Annotated in this window: 19 protein-coding genes and 1 riboswitch; of the genes, 14 read left to right on the top strand and 5 right to left on the bottom strand. The window is 68.3% G+C overall.

The window, feature by feature from the left end; all coding sequences use genetic code 11:
• Positions 1-601 precede the first annotated feature (601 nt).
• The 5 genes from PSV23_RS16870 to PSV23_RS16890 are packed head-to-tail and all read left to right on the top strand — an operon-like array spanning position 602 to position 3,533.
• Entirely contained in the window at positions 602-850 is a 249-nt protein-coding gene (locus tag PSV23_RS16870) for a MoaD/ThiS family protein (RefSeq protein ID WP_300471413.1), read from the top strand.
• A gap of 1 nt (position 851) precedes the next feature.
• Positions 852-1,322: a molybdenum cofactor biosynthesis protein MoaE gene (locus tag PSV23_RS16875; protein ID WP_300471416.1), complete on the top strand. Its 471-nt coding sequence runs from the start codon at positions 852-854 to the stop codon at positions 1,320-1,322.
• Positions 1,322-1,861, top strand: coding sequence for a molybdenum cofactor biosynthesis protein B (gene moaB / locus PSV23_RS16880; RefSeq protein WP_300471418.1), 540 nt, complete (start codon positions 1,322-1,324; stop codon positions 1,859-1,861). The genes PSV23_RS16875 and moaB overlap by 1 nt, the downstream gene beginning before the upstream one ends.
• Positions 1,858-2,349 (top strand): cyclic pyranopterin monophosphate synthase MoaC, encoded by a 492-nt coding sequence (gene moaC / locus PSV23_RS16885; protein ID WP_300471421.1) that lies wholly within the window; start codon positions 1,858-1,860, stop codon positions 2,347-2,349. The genes moaB and moaC overlap by 4 nt, the downstream gene beginning before the upstream one ends.
• Positions 2,346-3,533 (top strand): molybdopterin molybdotransferase MoeA, encoded by a 1,188-nt coding sequence (locus tag PSV23_RS16890; RefSeq protein ID WP_300471424.1) that lies wholly within the window; start codon positions 2,346-2,348, stop codon positions 3,531-3,533. Before moaC ends, PSV23_RS16890 begins: the two co-directional genes overlap by 4 nt.
• Positions 3,534-3,539: 6 nt before the next feature.
• Here the strand turns inward: PSV23_RS16890 and ric are convergent, their stop codons facing one another.
• On the bottom strand, positions 3,540-4,184 hold the full coding sequence (gene ric, locus PSV23_RS16895; RefSeq protein ID WP_300471426.1) for an iron-sulfur cluster repair di-iron protein: 645 nt from the start codon (positions 4,182-4,184) through the stop codon (positions 3,540-3,542).
• 303 nt (positions 4,185-4,487) lie between these two features.
• Between ric and PSV23_RS16900 the strand changes: the two genes are divergently transcribed.
• The 4 genes from PSV23_RS16900 to PSV23_RS16915 are packed head-to-tail and all read left to right on the top strand — an operon-like array spanning position 4,488 to position 7,325.
• On the top strand, positions 4,488-5,012 hold the full coding sequence (locus tag PSV23_RS16900) for an SCP2 domain-containing protein (protein ID WP_300471428.1): 525 nt from the start codon (positions 4,488-4,490) through the stop codon (positions 5,010-5,012).
• A complete protein-coding gene (locus PSV23_RS16905) occupies positions 5,009-6,022 on the top strand; it encodes a peptidase U32 family protein (protein WP_300471431.1) in 1,014 nt (337 codons plus the stop codon). The genes PSV23_RS16900 and PSV23_RS16905 overlap by 4 nt, the downstream gene beginning before the upstream one ends.
• An 8-nt stretch (positions 6,023-6,030) precedes the next feature.
• Positions 6,031-6,951 carry a U32 family peptidase gene (locus PSV23_RS16910; RefSeq protein WP_300471434.1) on the top strand — a complete coding sequence of 307 codons (921 nt, stop codon included), beginning with the start codon at positions 6,031-6,033 and terminating at the stop codon, positions 6,949-6,951.
• Positions 6,948-7,325 (top strand): chorismate mutase, encoded by a 378-nt coding sequence (locus PSV23_RS16915; protein WP_300471436.1) that lies wholly within the window; start codon positions 6,948-6,950, stop codon positions 7,323-7,325. The genes PSV23_RS16910 and PSV23_RS16915 overlap by 4 nt, the downstream gene beginning before the upstream one ends.
• Here the strand turns inward: PSV23_RS16915 and modC are convergent.
• Genes modC through modA form a run of 3 tightly spaced genes read right to left on the bottom strand, consistent with a single transcriptional unit; the run spans position 7,316 to position 9,852 of the window.
• Positions 7,316-8,380 (bottom strand): molybdenum ABC transporter ATP-binding protein, encoded by a 1,065-nt coding sequence (modC, locus tag PSV23_RS16920; protein WP_300471438.1) that lies wholly within the window; start codon positions 8,378-8,380, stop codon positions 7,316-7,318. The genes PSV23_RS16915 and modC overlap by 10 nt on opposite strands.
• A complete protein-coding gene (gene modB, locus PSV23_RS16925; RefSeq protein WP_300471441.1) occupies positions 8,380-9,075 on the bottom strand; it encodes a molybdate ABC transporter permease subunit in 696 nt (231 codons plus the stop codon). The genes modC and modB overlap by 1 nt, the downstream gene beginning before the upstream one ends.
• A 9-nt stretch (positions 9,076-9,084) precedes the next feature.
• The gene (gene modA / locus PSV23_RS16930; protein ID WP_300471443.1) at positions 9,085-9,852 is read right to left on the bottom strand and encodes a molybdate ABC transporter substrate-binding protein; all 768 of its coding nucleotides are present in this window, start codon (positions 9,850-9,852) and stop codon (positions 9,085-9,087) included.
• A 203-nt stretch (positions 9,853-10,055) separates the two neighbouring features.
• Positions 10,056-10,192, top strand: a riboswitch (molybdenum cofactor riboswitch).
• On the opposite strand from modA, the gene moaA reads away from it, so the two are divergent.
• Complete coding sequence (gene moaA, locus PSV23_RS16935) at positions 10,182-11,174, top strand: GTP 3',8-cyclase MoaA (RefSeq protein WP_300471446.1); 993 nt, start codon at positions 10,182-10,184, stop codon at positions 11,172-11,174. Its footprint overlaps the riboswitch before it by 11 nt.
• Here the strand turns inward: moaA and PSV23_RS16940 are convergent, their stop codons facing one another.
• Complete coding sequence (locus tag PSV23_RS16940) at positions 11,175-11,954, bottom strand: cyclic nucleotide-binding domain-containing protein (RefSeq protein ID WP_300471599.1); 780 nt, start codon at positions 11,952-11,954, stop codon at positions 11,175-11,177.
• Positions 11,955-12,262: 308 nt separating this feature from the next.
• On the opposite strand from PSV23_RS16940, the gene PSV23_RS16945 reads away from it, so the two are divergent.
• Genes PSV23_RS16945 through narH form a run of 4 tightly spaced genes read left to right on the top strand, consistent with a single transcriptional unit; the run spans position 12,263 to position 20,270 of the window.
• On the top strand, positions 12,263-13,606 hold the full coding sequence (locus PSV23_RS16945; protein ID WP_300471448.1) for a nitrate/nitrite transporter: 1,344 nt from the start codon (positions 12,263-12,265) through the stop codon (positions 13,604-13,606).
• A 12-nt stretch (positions 13,607-13,618) separates the two neighbouring features.
• A complete protein-coding gene (locus tag PSV23_RS16950; protein ID WP_300471451.1) occupies positions 13,619-15,013 on the top strand; it encodes an MFS transporter in 1,395 nt (464 codons plus the stop codon).
• A gap of 2 nt (positions 15,014-15,015) precedes the next feature.
• Complete coding sequence (locus PSV23_RS16955; RefSeq protein ID WP_300471453.1) at positions 15,016-18,747, top strand: nitrate reductase subunit alpha; 3,732 nt, start codon at positions 15,016-15,018, stop codon at positions 18,745-18,747.
• Complete coding sequence (gene narH, locus PSV23_RS16960; RefSeq protein ID WP_300471455.1) at positions 18,744-20,270, top strand: nitrate reductase subunit beta; 1,527 nt, start codon at positions 18,744-18,746, stop codon at positions 20,268-20,270. Before PSV23_RS16955 ends, narH begins: the two co-directional genes overlap by 4 nt.

Below are 20,270 nucleotides of genomic sequence, written 5' to 3' on the forward strand. Positions count from 1 at the left end.
TGGACGACCTCGTCAAGGCGATGGACCGGCTGTGGACACACTGCAACGTGGCGCGGATGCCCTGCGCGGCCTGAGCCTCAAGGGGCCCGGAAGCCCCGACCATCTCCACTCGGCTATTTCCATTGGGTCAGACGTTTGTTTCGAGCCCCGAACCCTGGTTCCGAGATGCGCGCCGCGAGCACGTGGATCATGCAGCTCACCCGCTCGTACGACCCTGTACTTCGGCGCCAGGTCAAGGGGTCGCTCCTGAACGCCTTCAACAACCGCCACCCTATGGTGTCCGGCCTCCGGATTCAGCCCGTTCCAGGCCGCAGGCCTTGCACCTTCGTCTGTCTGCATTGACGGGAGTAGGCAGGCCGATTGACAGTCAGCAATTCGAAATGCGGGCGCAGGCTGTAAGCCCGGCAGGTCGGCCCGATTTCGGGCGCAGAGGCAACCGACATAACCATGATGACGGCCCTTGACCGAGAGATCGTCCGGATGAGCCCCTGCGGGTCTGGCCCCTCGGTTCGGCCGACGCCTCTCCCGCGCTTCATCGTGGATCTGGACGAGGCCCCGCCCCGCGCGGGCTCCGCCCTGGCGGCCTGAAATGGAGACGACCATGACCCGTATTCTGTTCTTCGGCCGCGTCAGCGAAAGACTGGGACCGGAAGGAAGCCTGGACCTGCCGACCGAGGGATTGCCCGTCGGGCAGATCCGCCGCCTGCTGGCCGAGCGCGATGAGGTCGCCGCGGACGCCCTTCTGCGTCCGGACGTCCGCGCCTGCGTCGACCTGGTCGTGGTCGGCGAGGACGCACGGGCGCGGCCGGACCAGGAAATCGCCTTCTTTTCCATCTTCTCGGGGGGCTGAGATGTCTCTCGACGTCCGACTGGTTCCCGGCCCCCTGTCCGCCCCCGCCGAACTGGAGGCCTTTCTCGCCGGCCGCACGACAGAGGGGGCGGTGGTGAGCTTCACCGGCCTGGCCCGCGGCGTGGGCAAGGACGGGTCGATCGTCGACGCTCTCACGCTGGACTGGTATCCGGGCATGACCGAACGCTCGATGCGCGACATCGCCGAGGCCGCCGCAGCGCGGTTTCCCGTCCGGGACCTGGTTGTGGCGCACCGCTGCGGGGACATCGTCCCCGGCGAGACCATCGTCTTCGTCGCCACCGCGGCGGCGCACCGGCGTGCGGCCTTCGAGGCGGCGGACTATCTGATGGACAGGCTCAAGACCGAGGCCGCATTCTGGAAGCGCGAGACCGGCCCCGCCGGCGTCCGCTGGATCGAGCCCGTGGATGAAGATCGCGCCGCCGTGGCGCGCTGGAAGGACGAGACGCCCTGATGGCCGGACGAATTGACGAGACCCTGCCCTTTCATCCTCTGAACATCGCGGTCCTGACCATCTCGGACACCCGCGACGAAACCACCGACACGTCCGGCGGAACCCTGGTCGAGCGGCTGACCACCGCCGGTCACGTGCTGGCGGGGAAGACCATCGTTCCTGACGAGGTCGACGCCATCCGCGGCCAGTTGAAGATCTGGATTGCGGACCCGGCCGTGGACGTGGTGCTGACCACGGGCGGCACCGGCTTTTCGCCCCGCGACGTGACGCCCGAGGCTGTGAAGCCGCTGTTCCGACGCGAGCTGGAGGGCTTCTCGGTGGTCTTTCACCTCGCCAGCCTGGGGACGGTCGGGGTGGCGACGCTGCAATCCCGGGCTCTCGCCGGGCAGGCTGAAGACACCTTCGTCTTCTGCGTGCCGGGATCGACCGGAGCCTGCCGCGACGCCTGGGATCTGGTGCTGGCTGAGGAATTGGACAGCCGGTTCCGGCCCTGTTCCCTGGTCGGCCAGATCCCGCGTTTCCGGGGCATCTGTCCGTGAGCGCCCTGACGCACCTGGACAGCGCCGGCCGCGTGCATATGGTCGACGTTGGGGACAAGGTCGCGACGGCGCGCCGGGCCGTCGCCGAGGGCCGGGTCATCTGCGCGCCCGCGACCCTCGCCCTGGTGCGCGACAACCGCGCCCCCAAGGGGGCTGTGATCACGACCGCTGAGCTCGCCGGGATCATGGGGGCCAAGCGAACGGCCGACCTGATTCCGCTGTGCCATCCGCTCGGCCTCGACAAGGTCTCGGTGACAGTGACCCTCGACGAGGCCCTGCCGGGCTTCGTCGTCACCGCCGAGGCGCGGGTCAGCGGGCCGACCGGCGTCGAGATGGAAGCCCTGACCGCCGTCTCGGTGGCCTGCCTAACCCTCTACGACATGCTCAAGGCGGCCGACCGCGGCATGGTCATCAGCCAGGTCCGGCTGCTGTCGAAATCCGGCGGACGTTCGGGCGACTGGACCATCGACGACGGAAGCGCGACGTGATCGATTTCGATACCGCCCTGGCCCTGGTCCTGAACGAGGCCCGGCCGCTCCCCTGCGAGACGGTGGCTATTGACGCCGCCGGCGATCGGGTCCTGGCGGCCGATCTGAGGGCGCGCGGCGAGGCGCCGCGCACGGCGGTTTCCGCCATGGATGGTTATGCCGTGCGCGACATCGACCTGGCGACGCTGCCAGCGCGATTGCCCGTCGCCACGGTCGCCTTCGCGGGACGGGCGGACGTCCCGGTCCTGCCCCCCGGGGCCTGCGTCCGGGTCTTCACCGGTGGACCGACGCCGCACGGGGCCGACAGGGTCGTAGTCCAGGAGATCGTCGGCCGCGACGGCGACGAGGCGCTGTTCGAAATTCCGCCGGGACCGGGGCGCCATATCCGCGCGGCCGGATCGGATTTCGGAGCCGGCGACATCCTGCTTGCGGCCGGAACCGTCCTCGGCTTCCGCGCCATGGTCGCCGCCGCCGCGGCCGATGTCGCCACCCTGTCGGTCGTGCGCAAGCCCCGCGTCATCATCCTCGGCACCGGTGATGAATTGGCGGAACCGGGACAGGCGCTGGAGACCCCCGGCAGTATTCCGGAAAGCGTTTCGTTCGGCGTCGCGGCCCTGGCGCGGCAGTGCGGCTCCGAGGTGATCGCCCGCCGCCGGCTGACCGATACCCCGGAGACGCTCGAGGCCGCCGCGCGCCTCGCGCTCGACGAGGCCGATCTGGTGGTGGTCACAGGCGGGGCATCCGTCGGCGAGAAGGACTACGCCCGCGCCATGTTCGCCCCCTTCGGTCTTGATCTGATCTTCTCGAAGGTGGCGATCAAGCCCGGCAAGCCGGTCTGGTTCGGACGGGCCGGCGGCGCGCTGGTGCTGGGGCTGCCCGGCAATCCGACATCGGCGCTGGTGACCGCCCGGCTCTTCCTCGCACCGCTGCTCGCGGGCCTGGCGGGCCGGGATCCGGCCGCATGGCTGGCCTGGCGGGACATGACCCTGACCGCGCCGCTGAAGCCCTGTGGCGATCGCGAGACCTTCGAACGCGGGCGCCGGGTGGGCGACGGCGTCGCGGGGCTGGAGGTCCAGGACTCCGCGACCCAGAAGGCGCTGGCGAACGCCGACGTACTGATCCGCCGCCGCCCCGGCGCCCCCGGCCTCAGCGCGGGCGACGCCGCGGCCGTTCTGGACTTCTGATCGGGCTCAAAGGAAGCGACGGAAAAGGATATTGTTCTCCAGGTGGACGTGTTCGCGCAGGTCCGCATCCAGCTTGCTGCAACCGGCGTAGAGGGCGCGCCAAGAGCCGCAGGCGCCCTCGGGCGGGACGAAGTCGTCGGTCAGGTCCGCCATGAAGGCGAGCAATTCGCCCAGTTCCACATGGTCCTGCATCATCCGGGCGATCGGGTGGCGCAGGACCGGTCCCATGCCGCTGATCATGGCGGGAAACAGGACCGCCTCCTCCTTGTGCTGATGGTCTTCCAGGTCCTCGAACATGCGGGACAGCAGATCGGCGAGCCCGCGGGGACAGTCGGCCCTGGCCTGATGCACGGACTCGACGCGGCGGGCCATCTCGATGACCGCGGGGAATTCGCGCCGGTGCACCTTGTGATAGCGCTCAATAATGTGGGCGATCAGATCGGCGATCTCCGCCGGCGCATGCTCGCCCGGCGTGTCCAGGCCGTGAAGCTCCGCCTCGATGGCCGACAGGTCCAGTCCGCGGCTCTCCGCCTCGCGCGCAAGCAGGGCGTCGCCCTTGCAGCAGAAATCGATCTTGTGACGACGGAAGACGGCGGTGGCGCCAGGCAGGATGACGGCGATCTCGCCGACGGACAGATGTTGAAGGGCCATGTTCCCGGGTGTCCTTTCCGTTTCCCGCTCCGATCCGCGGGGGCGGCGTTGCGCTTTCCTAGGCCGCCGGCGCCGACCGTCGCTTGACCTCCGTCAAGCCTGCCGTTGATGGGGGTCCAGGTCTGCGACACCCCCGGACCCCTTCCGCGCGCCGCAGGGAATCACGGAGTCTGGCCTCCGCTTTTGAAGGGGTGCAGACATGGCGTTCGACAGTCCGCTGGCCGGTGAAATCCGGAGCAGCGAATCCCCGCAGGTCACTGCGGATGCCGGACAGGACAGTCGCCTCGACAGCGGCTCTTCCCGATGCGCATAGCTCCCCTGCGCGTCGCGCCGTCGCGCCGTCGCTGGACGGATCTGCTGTACCTCGCGCGGCGGCCCGTGGAGATGCTGTTGACGGCGTCGCTCCGGGGCGTCGCACGTCGCCAGCCCGATGCGTTCGACCGGCTGGGTCCGATCCGCCGGGCCACCATCCGGATCATCCCGGACGACCTGCCCGTCGCCTTCGAGATGCGGCCGGACGGCGCGGCCGGGTCCATCCGCGTGGTGCGCCCCGGTTCAGACGCCGCCACGGCCTCGGCCCGTATCAGCGGCCCCCTGCTGACGCTCCTGGCCCTGTTCGACGGACGCGGGGACGCCGACGGGGCCTTCTTCCAGCGCCGCATCGACGTTGACGGCGACACCGCCGCCATCCTCGCCCTGCACAATGCGCTGGAAGCCTCGGAGTTGACGATGGCCGACATCCTGGGCCTGCCGCGGCGGCTCGACCCAGTCCTGCAGGCGGCCCTGTCCATCGTCGGACGCTGGCAACAGGGCGAGGTCCGCCCATGACCGGCGCGACCGCGCCGGCGCTGGAGCTGGTCTGCCCCGCCGGCTCGCCCGCCATGCTGAAGGCGGCGATCGAGGCGGGCGCGGACAGCGTCTACTGCGGCTTCCGCGACGAGACCAACGCACGCAATTTCCCGGGCCTGAACTTCTCCCCCGAGGAACTGCGGGCGGCGACCGACTGGGCTCACGAACGCGGCGCGCGGGTCCTGCTGGCGCTCAACACCTTCGCCCGGGCCGACGCCACCGACCTGTGGCGAGCCTCGGCAGATGCGGCGGCCGAGGCCGGCGCGGACGCCGTGATCGCAGCGGACCTGGCCGTGCTGTCGCACATGCGCGCCAACCATCCCGACACCCGCCTGCACCTGTCGGTCCAGGCGGCGGCGGGCACGCCGGAGGCGATCGCCTTCTACGCTCGCGAATACGGCGTGAAGCGGGTCGTCCTGCCCCGCGTCCTGAGCGTCGAGGAAATCCGGAGCCTGACACCGGACATCACCGTCGAGACCGAGGCCTTCGTCTATGGCGGCCTGTGCGTCATGGCCGAAGGGCGCTGCGCCCTGTCTTCCTACGCTTCCGGGCGCTCGCCGAACCTGTCGGGTGTGTGCTCTCCGCCCGAGGCGGTGAGTTTCAGCGACGACCACGGCGAGCGCACGACGCGATTGTCCGGGTTCGCCATCGACCGGCTGCCGGCGGGCGAGGTCGGCGGCTATCCGACCCTGTGCAAGGGGCGGTTCCGCGGCGGCGGGTCCGGCGAGGCGGCCTATCTGTTCGAGGACCCGGTCAGCCTGAACGCCATGAGTCTGCTGGCCGGCCTGGCCCGGGCCGGCGTCACCGCCGTCAAGATCGAGGGACGACAGAGAGGCCGCGCCTATGTGGCGCGGGTCACCGCCGCGTTCCGGGCCGCCATCGACGCCATTGGGCGCGGGGAGTCGCCCACCCCCTATGAATCCCTGCTGGGCGATCTCGCCGAGGGGGCGCGAGAGACCACCGGCGCCTATCGGAAGCGCTGGCGATGAGGGCGTCCATGGAACCGGACGGGACGATGAAGCTGGCGATCGGACCGCTGCTGTTCAACTGGGCGGCGGACCGGGTCGAGAGCTTCTATGCCCGGATCGCCGACGAGGCCCCGGTCGGGACGGTCTATCTGGGCGAGGTGGTGTGCGGGAAGCGCCAGCCCCTGCTCCAGGACGTCCTGGCGCGGGCCGCCGAGCGGCTGGAGACGGCAGGCAAGACGGTGATCTGGTCCACCCTGGCTCTCCCCGCGACGCCCAGGGAACGCCGGCTGGCGGTGGAACTCGCCGCGGATCCCGACCATCTGATCGAGGCCGGGGACATGTCGGCGGTCTGGAGCCGGGCGCCCGCCCCCTTCGTCGCCGGCCCGCTGCTGAACGTCTATAACGCCCTTGCGGCGGCGGAGCTGGTGCGGATGGGCTGCGTGCGTCTGTGCGCCAATGTCGAACTTCCGCTGGGCTCCCTCGCGAAGATCGCCCGGGCCTGCCCGGGGCTCGAACTTGAACTGTTCGCCTTCGGTCGCTTGCCGCTCGCCCTGTCGAGCCGCTGCGCCCAGGCCCGGATGGAAGGGCTGCATCGGGACGCCTGCCGCTATGTCTGCGACCGCCATCCGGACGGCATGGACGTAGCGACCATCGAGGGACAGGACTTCCTGGCCGTGAATGGACTCCAGACCCTGTCGCACGGATGCCAGCTGATCGACGTTCCGGTCGAGGCGCTTGAGGCTGCCGGCGTATCGGTCCTGCGGCTGTCGCCGCACAGCCTGGACATGGTCGCGGTCAGTCACCTGTTCCAGGACTTTGTCGCCGGGCGGATCACACCGCGGGAGCTCGCCCTGGGGATCGAGCCTCTGGGGCCGCCGGGACCTCTGGTCAGCGGCTACCTGCACGGGGCGGCGGGCGCCCGCCGGGCCGGCGTCGGGGCGGCGTCGTGAGCGCGTCCGAACTGGCGGCCCGGCGGGCGCGAATCGACCGGATCGACGCGGTCCTGGTGCGGCTTGTCGCCGCCCGTCAGCGCCAGGTCGTCCTCATCGCCGGGCTCAAGGCCGGGCCGGATCGTGTGCGGGATCCTGAACGGATCGCAGACATCCTCGCCCGCGTCCGGGCCGCGGCACGACGTTACGGGCTGGACGAGGCGACCGCGGTTCCAGTCTGGCGCGAACTCCTCGAGCGTTCGGCCGAGGCCCAGCAGGCGCTGTTGCGCGCGCCCGGCTCAATCGGCCGCCTTGACCAAGGGCAGGCCGCGCCCCCTCCCGGTCGGTCGCCGACGAAAGCCGCATCGCCCGGGGCTGACAACGGTCAGGCGTAGCGGGCGGCCGCGGTCGCCTTGACCAAGGCGATGACGTCGGTCCCGGGCGCCAGCCCCAGTTGTTCGCTTGCCTGGCGCGTGACCAGCGCCTTGAGCCTCAGTCCCCCCGCCTCCAGCCGCACCAGGACGCCGTCGGCCCGCAGTTCGAGTGCGGCGATCCGCATCGGCAGCCGGTTCTGAAAACTGGCGCCGATCGGGTCGGTCAGGGCCAGGGCGACGTCGCGGGCGTCGACGACGACGCGCAGGCGTTCGCCCGGAACCACGTCCAGGAGCGGCGACAGAAACGGGATTCCGGCCAGATCGATCCGGGTGGCGTTCCCCGCCGGATCGTGCGCGGTCACGCGTCCGTTGAGGATGGACAGGGGCGCGCTGAGCCCGGCGGCGGCCTCCGCTTCCAGTCGGTCGAACGTCGCGTCCGGCGGCTCCGCCCCGACGGCCCGGCCATCGCCGACCAGCACCACCCGATCCGCGAGGCGCGCCACCTCCTCGACCGAGTGGCTGACATAGAGGATGGGCGGCCCGTCCCGGGCCAGTCTGTCCAGATAGGGCAGGATGTCGCCGCGCCGGGCTCCGTCCAGCCCCGCCAGCGGCTCGTCGAGGATCAGCAGGCGGGGCCGGGTCAGCAGGGCCCGCCCGATCGCGACCCGGCGGGCCTCGCCGCCCGACAACGCCCCCGGCCGGCGCTCCAGAAGGCCTTCGAGCCCCAGCAGGGCCGCCGCCTGGTCGAGGGCGGGGTGAAGCTCGCCTGATCGCCGGGGGCCGTACAGCAGATTGTCCCGCACGGTCATGTGCGGGAAGAGGCGCGCGTCCTGGAACACATAGCCGATGCGCCGCTTCCAGGCCGGGACTGACAGGCCTGCATCGCTGTCGAACAGGACCTCCCCGTCCAGCAGCACCCGACCACGCACGGGATGGATCAGACCCGCGACCAGTTCGGCCACCGTGGTCTTGCCGGCCCCCGAGCGGCCGAACAGGCAGGTGATGCGCGCATCGCTGGAAAAGCCGACCTCGAGCGAGAAATCATCGCGGGCGATATGGGCGGAAACCTCCAGCATCACCGCATCCCCCCGACGCGCCGCGCCGCCGCCCGCGCGCCCCACTCCGAAACCAGAAGGGCGGCGATCGACACCCCGACCGAGATGAGGACCAGTCTCAGCGCGGCGGCCTCGCCCCCGGGAACCTGGGTCAGGCTGTAGATGGCGAGCGGCAGGGTGCGGGTCTCCCCGGGAATGCTGGCGACGAATGTGATGGTGGCGCCGAACTCGCCCAGCGCCTTGGCGAAGGCCAACACCGTCCCGGCAGCGACCCCGGGAAGGGCGAGGGGCAGGCTGATGGTCAGGAAGCGGATGAAGGGCCTCGCCCCCAGGGTCTCGGCCGCGCGTTCGATGCGAGGATCAACCATGTCGAACGACAGGCGCACGGCCCGCACCAGCAGCGGAAAGCCCATGATCGCGGCGGCCAGCGCCGCCCCGGTCCAGTCGAAGGCGAAGACGATCCCCATCGGCGCGAGCAGGCGGCCCAGCGGCCCGTTAGCGCCGAACAGCAGCAGCAGGGCATAGCCGGTCACCACCGGCGGCAAAATCAGGGGTAGATGGGTCAGGCCCGACAGGAGGGCCTTGCCGGGGAAGCGGGCGCGCGACAACAGATAGGCCAGCGCGATCCCCGGGGGCAGGCTGAACAGTGTCGCCGTCGCCGCGACCTTCAGCGAGAGGCCGATAATCTGCTGTTCCTCGGGGCTGAGCGCGATCATCCGGGGTGCTCAGACGGTCGCGGGCGCGAAGCCGAAGCGTCGGAACAGGGCCTGTCCGTCCGCGCCGGTCAGGAAATCCAGAAAGGCCAGCGCGCCCTCGCGGTCGCCGGCCCCGTCCCGCCGCCGAACCGGCGCCGCCGCATAGAGGATCGGCGCATGGCTGGCGGCGGGAAAGGCCGCCACCACCCGAACCCGCCGCTCCGCACGGGCGTCGGTGGCATAGACCACGCCCAGGGGCGCCTCCCCGCGCGCGACCAGGGCCAGGGCGGCGCGGACACTGTCGCCGGGGGCCAGCCGATCCTTGACCCCTGACCACAGGTTCAGACTTGTCAGGGCCTCCTGCCCGTAGCGGCCCGCCGGCACGGCGGCTTCGGCCATGGCCAACCGGCCCCCGCCCAGCCGCACGGCGAGCGCGGTCGGGGATGTCAGGTCGACGGGCGCGTCGGGGGTCGAGATCGGGGCGATCAGCACCAGACCGTTGGAGGCGAGCCGTCGTCGCGCGGACGCCTCTATCAGACCGCGTTGGTCCAGCCAGTCCATCCAGGACTCGTCGGCCGGGATGAACAGGTCGGCCGGGGCTCCTTGGGCGATCTGGCGGGCCAGTTGGGCGCTGCCGGCGTAGGTCGCCCGAACTGTCCGGCCGGATCGTTGATGGTGCGCGGCGGCGGCCGCGTCCAGCACCTCACGCAGGCTGGCCGCCGCGAACAGGTCGATCGGCGCCGGGCCGGCGGGGCGCCGGGGCGCACAGGCGGCCAGGGCTGTGGCCGCGAGCAGCATCAGCCCGGTCCGCCGTCCGACGCCTGCCTCCGCGTTCGCCATTGATCGCGCCTCCATCCGGAGCCAGCCGTTTCGGTCCGCCGTCCTGACTAGCATGGCCGGAGCCATCAGCCGTACAAGGGTCGCGCCGGTGGCGCTTGATCTTCATCAAGACCGGTTCGGCCGCGCGTCATAGGGTGGGATGGATTGATCGACTAACAATCCGCTTGAGTTCGCTCCGAGCCGCCCGACCTGTAGCGCCCGTGCGCCATGGTGGCGCGGCCGGATCCGCAAGGATCGAGGGTGGCGGGAGAAATCCCTCCGCCTCCCGCGTTTGGAAAGGAGCTTCCATGGCGCTCGACGCCGCCCCCATGACCGACGGCTTCGGCCGCCGGTTTCACTACCTTCGCCTGTCGGTGACGGAGGTGTGCAATTTCAGTTGCACCTACTGCCTGCCGAACGGCTGGAAGAAGACCGGGCCGCTGTCCTTTCTGACCGTCGAGGAGATCGCCCGTCTGGTGGCCGGGTTTTCGGACCTGGGGCTCGGCAAGGTTCGCCTGACCGGCGGCGAACCCACCGTCCGCAAGGATTTCAACGCCATCATCGAAGCCGTGGCGGCCGCGCCCGGGGTGGCCAAGGTCGCCATGACCACGAACGGCTGGAACCTGGCCCGTCACGCGGCCGACTGGCGCGCCGCGGGCCTCAGCCATATCAACGTCAGCATTGACTCGATCGACCCGGAGACGTTTCACCGCATCACCGGCCACGACAAGCTGAGCCAGGTCCTGACGGGCCTGGATCTGGCGCTGGCCGAAGGCTTCGCCGCCGTGAAGGTCAACGCCGTCCTGCTGCGCGAGACGGCCGAAGCCGGATTCGACGACTGGGCGCGCTTCGTCCGCGAGCGGCCCGTGGCGGTGCGCTTCATCGAACTGATGAAGACGACCGACAATGACGACTATTTCGCCCGCCATCATGTGAAGGCCCAGGGCCTGCGCGACTGGCTGGACCGGAACGGGTGGACGCCGACGCCCCGCGCCTTCGACGCCGGGCCGGCGCTGGAATATCGTCATCCCGACCACGCCGGGGCCATCGGCCTGATCGCTCCCTATGCGCCGGGATTCTGCGACAGCTGCAACCGCCTGCGCGTCACCGCCCGGGGCAAGCTGCGCCTGTGCCTGTTCGGGGACGGCGGGGTCGACCTGCGCGATCTGCTGCAGGACGATGATGACCGCGAGACGCTGACGCAACGCATCGTCTCGTCTCTCGGGGGCAAGTCCGCGGGCCACGCCCTCGCCGTGGGGCGCTCAGGCGACTTGCGAAACCTGGCCCAGCTCGGGGGCTGATCAGCCGATGACAGAGCCGCAGGTTCGTCCCGTCCGGGTGGTCCACCGCTCGCTCTCGGCCTTGCCGACGACGGCCGACGGCGGCGGCATGTGATTGTCAATCAGAGGGTCAGGCCGCGCCAGACGCTCCAGGGCGTCCGGACGGCCGAGGCTGACCTCCGCGCCGTGAACGACGACCCCGTAGCTGGACAGGTTGGCGAAGGCTCGGGACAGATTCTCCGGGGACATGCCGAGCAGCGAGGCCAGCACCCGCTTCTCGTGGGGCAGAACGATCGGATCGCGCATCCCCTGACGAACCCTTTGCGTGATCAGATAGTTGGCCAGGCGTTCGACGCCGCCACGAAGCTTCTGGTTCTTCACGGCCCGGACCAGGCCGCGGTAACAGCCCGACAATTCCTGGGCCACCGCAAAGCTGAAGTCGGCGTCCTGTCGCATGGTTCGGCGAAGGGCTTCGCCCGACAACATGAGGATCTCGGACCTCTCCAGCGTCCGCGCCGACATCAGGGCGTCCGCATCCAGGACGACAGCGGCCAGGATGAAGGTGGATATCGGAGTCAGCAGCGCCAGAGTGGTTTCCTTCTCCTTCCAGGAGCCCTGGAGTTCGACGGCCCCGTCCAGCAGGACATAGAGGAAGTCGACGGTGTCGCCCTCCATCAGCAGTGTCGTGCCCGCGGGGAATCGCTGAAGGAAGGCGCCGGCCGTAACGTCCCGGAAGACTTCCGGCGAGGCCCGCGAGAACAGCGGCAGCGCCTTGACGCGGTCGAGATCGGCGGCGCGCATGGTCATAGGGCTTTCCTCCTGATCACATCCGGCCGCGTGGGCCCGATCTGATCTCGTTCGCTACACACACCGCCGCCACTCCTGCTCACTAGAACACCTCACTTGATGAATATCAATCGCCAACTGCAGGCGCGACAACTCCGGGGCGCACATATGTCGGTTTACTGAAAGCTTTCTGTATCGAGGAGGTTCTGAGCCAACTCTACAAAGACTTCAATTGATAAGCATCAAACAGCGACTGTCAGACGCGGGTTAGAAATCACCGAACGGAGACCCGGCGAGCGGGACCGTCCATGGAGCATGGCCAGGTGGTATCCGCCTCCGAAACATCAGCGCCGGGCGCGGCGTCCGCCCTGTGGATCAGCACCTTCGCCTTCACGGCGTGTTTTGCGGTGTGGACGATCTTTTCGATCATCGGGGTCCAGATCAAGACCGACCTCGGGCTCACCGAAGCGCAGTTCGGCCTGCTGGTCGGGACGCCGATTCTGACCGGATCGCTGGTGCGTGTGTTCCTGGGCGTCTGGACCGAACAGTTCGGCGGGCGGCGGGTTAATCTGATCGTCATGGCCCTGGCCGCGGCGGCGACCTTCCTGCTGTCCTACGCTCACACCTACCCCCAATTCCTGGTCGCGGCGCTGGGCGTCGGAATGGCGGGCGGGGCCTTCGCGGTCGGCGTCGCCTATGTCTCGAAATTCTATCCGGCGAGCCGTCAGGGGACGGCGCTCGGGATTTTCGGCGCGGGCAATGTCGGCGCGGCGGTGACCAAGTTCGCGGCGCCGTTCGTCATGCTGGCGTTCGGCTGGGAAGCCGTGGCGCAGATCTGGGCCGGAGCGCTCCTCCTCATCGCGCTCGTGTCCTTCTTCCTGACCCGCGACGAGCCGCAGCTGATCGAGCGGCGGCGGACGGGCCAGAAGCCCGTGGCGGCCTGGATGCAGCTGGAGCCGCTGAAGGACCTCCGCGTCTGGCGGTTTGCCCTCTACTATTTCTTCGTCTTCGGCGGGTTCGTCGCTCTCGCCCTCTGGCTTCCGCACTATCTGACCGGCGCCTACGGGGTAGGTATCGGCGTGGCCGGGATGCTGGCCGCCGCCTATTCGATCCCCGGCTCGTTGTTCCGGGTGTTCGGGGGCTGGCTCTCGGACCGGGTTGGCGCCCGGAAGGTCATGTATCTGACCTTCATCATCAGCGTCATCTGCGCCTTCATCCTGTCCTATCCGGCGACATCCTATGTGGTCGACGGCATCGACGGACCCATCCGCTTCCGCATGGTGATGAGCCTGCCGGTCTTCACCGGGGTGGTCTTCATCCTCGGCTTCGCCATGAGCCTGGGCAAGGCGGCCGTCTTCAAACACATCCCCGTCTACTACCCGGATCACGTCGGCTCGGTCGGCGGCCTGGTGGGCATGATCGGCGGGTTGGGCGGCTTCATCCTGCCCATCGCCTTCGGCGCCCTGAACGATCTGACCGGCGTCTGGACCAGCTGCTTCATGCTGCTGTTCCTGCTGGTCCTCACGGCCCTCGTCTGGATGCATTTCGCCGTCCGCCGGATGGAGCGTCGGCGCTCTCCCATGCTGGCGACGCTGCCGGAATTCCCCGAACTGGCCGGGATCGGCCCCGACAAGGCCGCGGCCGCCTCACCCCTCCGTTCGCACTAGAGAAAGACGCGCATGTCCCGTCACGTTCTGCACGACTGGCGTCCGGAGGATCCGGCGTTCTGGGCCTCCACCGGCCAACGGATCGCCCGCCGCAACCTGTGGATCTCCATCCCGAACCTGCTGCTGGCCTTTTCCGTCTGGATGCTGTGGTCGACGGCGGCCACGCGCCTCAACATGGTCGGTTTCCAGTTCTCCACCGCCCAGCTGTTCTGGCTGACGGCGCTGCCGGCCCTGTCCGGCGCGACCCTGCGGATCTTCTACAGCTTCATGGTCCCCATTTTCGGCGGGCGGCTCTGGACAACGCTCTCGACCCTCTCGCTGGCGATCCCGGCAATCGGCATCGGAATGGCGGTGCAGAACACCGACACCCCGTATCCGGTGTTCGTCGCCCTGGCCCTGCTCTGCGGTCTCGGCGGCGGGGCGTTCGCCTCGTCGATGGCCAATATCGGCTTCTTCTTCCCCAAGGCCCAGAAGGGCAACGCCCTGGCGCTGAACGCGGGCTTCGGCAACCTGGGGGTCAGCGTCCTGCAATTCACGGCGCCGCTGGTCACCGGCCTCGCCCTGTTCACCCCCCTGTTCGGGGCGCCGCAGACCTACCTTGAAAATGGCGTCCAGCATCAGGTCTGGCTGCAGAACGCCGGCTTCGTCTGGGCGCCGTTCATCCTGATCGCCGCAGCGGCGGCCTGGTTCGGCATGAACGACGTCGCCTCCGCGCGGGCCTCGTTCCGTGAGCAGGCGGTGGTGTTCAAGCGCAAGCACAACTGGCTGATGTGCTACCTCTACATCGGCACCTTCGGCTCGTTCATCGGCTTCTCGGCGGCCTTCCCCCTGCTGGGCAAGACGCTGTTCCCCGACGTGAATATTCTCCAGATCGCCTTCCTCGGGCCCCTGGTCGGAGCCGCCTCGCGGGCGATGACCGGCTGGGTGTCGGACCGCTGGGGCGGCCAGAACGTCACCCAGGTCGTCTTCTACGCCCTGGCCGTGGGCGTGCTGGCGGTGCTCTACAGCGTCGGCGCCTTCGGCGGCGAGCCGGTGTTCGGCCTGTTCTTCGCCAGCTTCCTCTGGCTGTTCTTCTGGACCGGCGTGGGCAACGCCTCGACCTTCCAGATGATCCCGGCCCTGGTGCGCGCCGACATGCCTCGCCTGCTGCCCCGCGCCTCGCCCGCCGAACGGCTGAAGGCGTCAGAGCTTGAAGGGGCCGCCATCGTCGGCTTCTCGTCGGCCATCGGCGCCTATGGCGGCTTCTTCATCCCGCTGGCCTTCGCCAACTCCATGAAGGCCACCGGAGGACCGACGACGGCCCTCTACATCTTCCTGGTCTTCTACATCACCTGCGCCGTCGTGAACTGGGTGTTCTACGCCCGCCGGCGCTCGATCCTGAACCTCTCTCCCAACACGGCGGCCTGATCATGAGCCATACCCTGGACCGTCTCGCCTTCTTCACGCGCAAGACAGAACTGTTCTCCGACCGCCACGGCGTCATGAACGACGAGGACCGCGGCTGGGAGGAGGCCTATCGGAACCGCTGGCGTCACGACAAGATCGTGCGCTCGACCCACGGCGTGAACTGCACCGGCTCGTGCTCCTGGAAGATCTACGTCAAGGGCGGGATCGTCACCTGGGAGACCCAGCAGACCGACTATCCCCGCACCCGGCCGGACCTGCCCAACCACGAACCGCGCGGCTGCGCGCGGGGGGCCAGCTACAGCTGGTATCTCTATTCGGCCAACCGGGTGAAATATCCGCTGGTGCGCTCCCGCCTGCTTCGGGTCTGGCGCAAGGCGCGCGAGACCATGGAGCCGGTCGCGGCCTGGGCCTCGATCCAGAACGATCCCGCCGCCCGCAAATCCTACACCAGCATGCGCGGCGCCGGCGGCTTCGTGCGGGCCGACTGGGAAGAAATCACCGAGATCATCGCCGCTGCCAACGCCCATACGGTCAAGCGCTGGGGTCCTGACCGGGTGTTCGGCTTCTCGCCGATCCCGGCCATGTCGATGATCTCCTACGCCGCCGGCGCCCGCTACCTGCAGCTCCTGGGCGGCGTCACCGGCTCCTTCTACGACTGGTATTGCGACCTGCCCCCGGCCTCGCCCCAGACCTGGGGCGAGCAGACCGACGTGGCCGAGAGCGCCGACTGGTACAATTCCAGCTTCATGCTGCTGTGGGGCTCGAACGTTCCGCAGACCCGCACGCCGGACGCCCATTTCTACACCGAGGCGCGGTATCGCGGGGCCAAGTCCGTCGTCATCTGCCCGGACTATTCGGAGGCCTCGAAATTCTCGGACCTGTGGCTGCCCGTCAAACAGGGCACCGACGCGGCCCTCGCCATGGCCTTCGGTCACGTGATCCTCAAGGAGTATCACGTCGACAAGCAGGTGCCGTATTTCCGCGACTACCTGCGCCAGTACAGCGACCTGCCGATGCTGGTCCGGCTGGTTCCCCAGGAGGGCGGCCATGTCCCCGAACGCCTGGTGCGCGCCTCGGATTTCGTCGGCGATCTCGAGCAGGCCAACAATCCCGACTGGAAGACCGTCGCCATCGACGAGGCCACCGGCGAGATCGTCGTGCCCAACGGCTCGATCGGTTTCCGCTGGGGCGAGGACGGCCGCTGGAACCTCGAGGAACGCGACGCCGCGGGCCGCGAGACCACGCTGAAGCTGGGCCTCAAGGACGCGCACGACGAGGTCGCCGGCGTCCGCTTCCCCTATTTCGCCAATACCGCCAGCAATGGCTTCGCCTCGACCGACCACCCCGATGTCCTGACCCGCAATGTGCCGGTCCGACGGGTGATGCTGAAGGACGGCGAGGCGCTCGTCGCCTGCGTCTACGACCTGTTCCTGGCCAACTACGGCGTCGACCAGGGCTTCGGCGGCGACTGCATGCCGGAGTCGTTCGACGACCTGCAGCCCTATTCGCCGGCCTGGGCCGAGGCCATCACCTCGGTCCCGCGCGACCAGATCATCGCCACGGCCCGCGGCTTCGCCACCAATGCCGAAAAGACCAACGGCAAGTCGATGGTGATCATCGGCGCGGCGATGAACCACTGGTTCCACATGGACATGAACTACCGCGGCGTCATCAACATGCTGGTGATGTGCGGATGCGTCGGCCAGTCCGGCGGCGGCTGGGCCCACTACGTCGGTCAGGAGAAACTGCGGCCGCAGACCGGCTGGGCTCCGCTGGCCTTCGCAACGGACTGGATCCGTCCGCCCCGCCAGCAGAACTCGACCTCGTTCTTCTACGCCCACTCCGACCAATGGCGCTACGAGACGGTCGGAATCGACGAACTCCTGTCGCCGACAGCCCCCGAGGGACCGTGGAAGGCCTCGATGATCGACTTCAACGTCCGGGCCGAGCGTATGGGCTGGCTGCCCTCCGCCCCGGCGCTGAAAACCAATTCGCTTGCTCTGGCCAAGGCCGCCGAAGCGGCGGGAGTCGACCCCAAGGCCTACACCCTGGACGGACTCAAGGACCGCTCGATCGAACTGTCCTGCATGGACCCGGACGACCCGGCCAACTGGCCGCGCAACATGTTCATCTGGCGCTCCAACCTGCTGGGCTCCTCGGGCAAGGGCCACGAGTATTTCCTCAAACACCTGCTCGGCGCCTCGCACGGCGTCCAGGGCAAGGATCTGGGCGAGACCGGTCAGGTGAAGCCTGTCGACGTCGTCTGGCATGACGAGGCGCCGGAAGGAAAACTCGACCTGCTGGTGACCCTCGACTTCCGCATGTCGACCACGGCGGTCTACTCCGACATCGTTCTGCCGACGGCCACCTGGTACGAGAAGAACGACCTCAACACCTCCGACATGCACCCCTTCATCCACCCGCTGTCCGCGGCGGTGGATCCGGCCTGGGAGTCGAAGTCCGACTGGGAGATCTTCAAGGCCATCGCGAAAAAATTCTCGCAGGTGGCCCCCGAAGTCCTGGGCAAGGAGAAGGACGTCGTCCTGACCCCGATCCAGCACGACAGCCCCGGGGAGATGGCCCAGCCCTTCGAGGTCAAGGACTGGTTCCTCGGCGAATGCGAGGCGATCCCGGGCAAGACCATGCCCCAGATCACCGTGGTCGAGCGCGACTACCCCAACCTCTACAAGCAGTTCACGGCCCTCGGCCCCTTGCTCGCGAACGTCGGCAACGGCGGCAAGGGCCTGGCCTGGAAGACCGGCCACGAGGTCGACCTGCTGCGCGAACTGAACGGCGCGGTGCTGGACGTCGGCCTGACCGAAGGCATGCCCAGCATCGACACCGATATCGACGCCTGCGAGACCATCCTGATGCTGGCGCCGGAAACCAATGGCGAGGTCGCCGTCAAGGCCTGGGCTGCGCTGGAGAAACAGACCGGACGCGAGCACACCCACCTGGCCCTGCCCAAGGAGGACGAGAAGATCCGCTTCCGCGATCTGCTCGCCCAGCCGCGCAAGATCATCTCCTCGCCCATCTGGTCGGGCATCGAGAGCGAGAAGGTCTGCTACAACGCCGGCTACACCAATGTGCATGAACTGATCCCGTGGCGGACGCTCACGGGCCGGCAGCAGCTCTATCAGGATCACCTGTGGATGCGGGCCTTCGGCGAGGCGCTGTGCGTCTACAAGCCGCCGATCGATCTGAAGACGACGCATGTGAAGGGCCTCAAGCCCAACGGCGAGACCGAGATCGTGCTCAACTTCATCACCCCGCACCAGAAATGGGGCATCCACTCCACCTATTCCGACAACCTGCTGATGCTGACGCTCAACCGCGGCGGGCCGGTCGTCTGGATCTCGGAGACGGACGCCCGCAAGGCCGGCATCGTCGACAACGACTGGATCGAGGTCTTCAACGCCAACGGGGCGCTGACGGCCCGGGCCGTGGTCTCCCAGCGGATCCGTGAAGGCACGACCTTCATGTACCACGCCCAGGAGAAGATCGTGAACACGCCGGGGTCCGAGATCACCGGACGGCGCGGCGGCATCCACAACTCGGTCACCCGCACCGTGCTCAAGCCGACCCACATGATCGGCGGCTACGCCCAGCTGTCCTACGGCTTCAACTACTACGGCACCGTGGGCTCGAACCGGGACGAGTTCATCGTCCTGCGCAAGATGAAGACGGTCGACTGGCTGGATGAGCCTCTCGAGTCGAAGGAGTTCGGCCAATGAAGATCCGCGCACAGATCGGCATGGTGCTGAACCTCGACAAATGCATCGGCTGTCACACCTGTTCGGTGACCTGCAAGAACGTCTGGACCAGCCGCAAGGGCGTTGAATACGCCTGGTTCAACAACGTCGAGACCAAGCCGGGCATCGGCTATCCCAAGGAATGGGAGAACCAGAAGAAGTGGAACGGCGGCTGGCGGCGCAAGGCCAACGGCAAGATCGAGCCGCGCATGGGCGCCAAATGGCGCATCTTGGCCAAGATCTTCGCCAACCCCGACCTGCCCGAGATCGACGACTATTACGAGCCGTTCGACTTCGACTACGGCCATCTGCAGACGGCGCCGGAGATGAAGCATTTCCCCACGGCCAGGCCCCGGTCGCAGATCACCGGCAAGCGGATGGAGAAGATCGAATGGGGCCCCAACTGGGAGGAAATCCTGGGCGGGGAGTTCGCCAAACGGTCGGAGGACGCCAATTTCGAGGGCATCCAGAAGGAGATCTACGGCCAGTTCGAAAACACCTTCATGATGTACCTGCCGAGGCTGTGCGAGCACTGTCTCAATCCCACCTGCGTGGCCGCCTGCCCTTCCGGCGCGATCTACAAGCGCGAGGAGGACGGCATCGTCCTCATCGACCAGGACAAGTGTCGCGGCTGGCGGATGTGCGTCTCGGCCTGCCCGTACAAGAAGATCTATTACAACTGGGACTCCGGAAAGTCGGAGAAATGCACCTTCTGCTTCCCGCGGATCGAGGTCGGCCAGCCGACCGTCTGTTCCGAAACCTGCGTCGGGCGCATCCGCTATCTGGGCGTGCTGCTCTATGACGCCGACCGGATCGAGGCGGCCGCCTCGACCCCGGACGAGAAGGACCTCTACCAGGCCCAGCTCGACATTTTCCTCGACCCCCACGACCCGGCCGTCATCGCCCAGGCCCGGCTCGACGGCGTCCCGGAAGCCTGGCTTGAGGGCGCGCGGCGCAGCCCGGTCTACAAGATGGCCATCGACTGGAAGGTCGCTTTCCCGCTGCACCCCGAATACCGGACCCTGCCGATGGTCTGGTACGTCCCGCCGCTGTCGCCGATCCAGAACGCCGCCGCCGTCGGCGCCCTGGAGATGGATGGCGAAATGCCGGATGTGAACTCGCTTCGCATCCCGGTGAAATACCTCGCCAACCTGCTGACCGCCGGGGTCGAGGCGCCGGTGACCCTGGCGCTGCGGCGGATGCTGGCCATGCGCGCCTATATGCGCGCCAGGACGGTGGACGGCCGCATCGACCATGGTCTCGCCGAAACGGTCGGCCTGACGGCGGCCCAGATCGACGACATGTACAAGATCATGGCCATCGCCGATTACGAGGACCGGTTCGTCATCCCCTCGACCCACCGCGAGACGGTCGAGGACGCCTATGACCTGAGGGGGAACTGCGGCTTCACCTTCGGCAATGGCTGTTCGGGCGGCCGCACCGAACTGGGTCTGTTCGGCGCCGACAAACGCTCACGCGCCAAGCCCACAGCAGAGGTGGCCTGA

The sequence above is a fragment of the Brevundimonas sp. genome (genome assembly GCF_029946145.1).
GTDB lineage: Bacteria > Pseudomonadota > Alphaproteobacteria > Caulobacterales > Caulobacteraceae > Brevundimonas.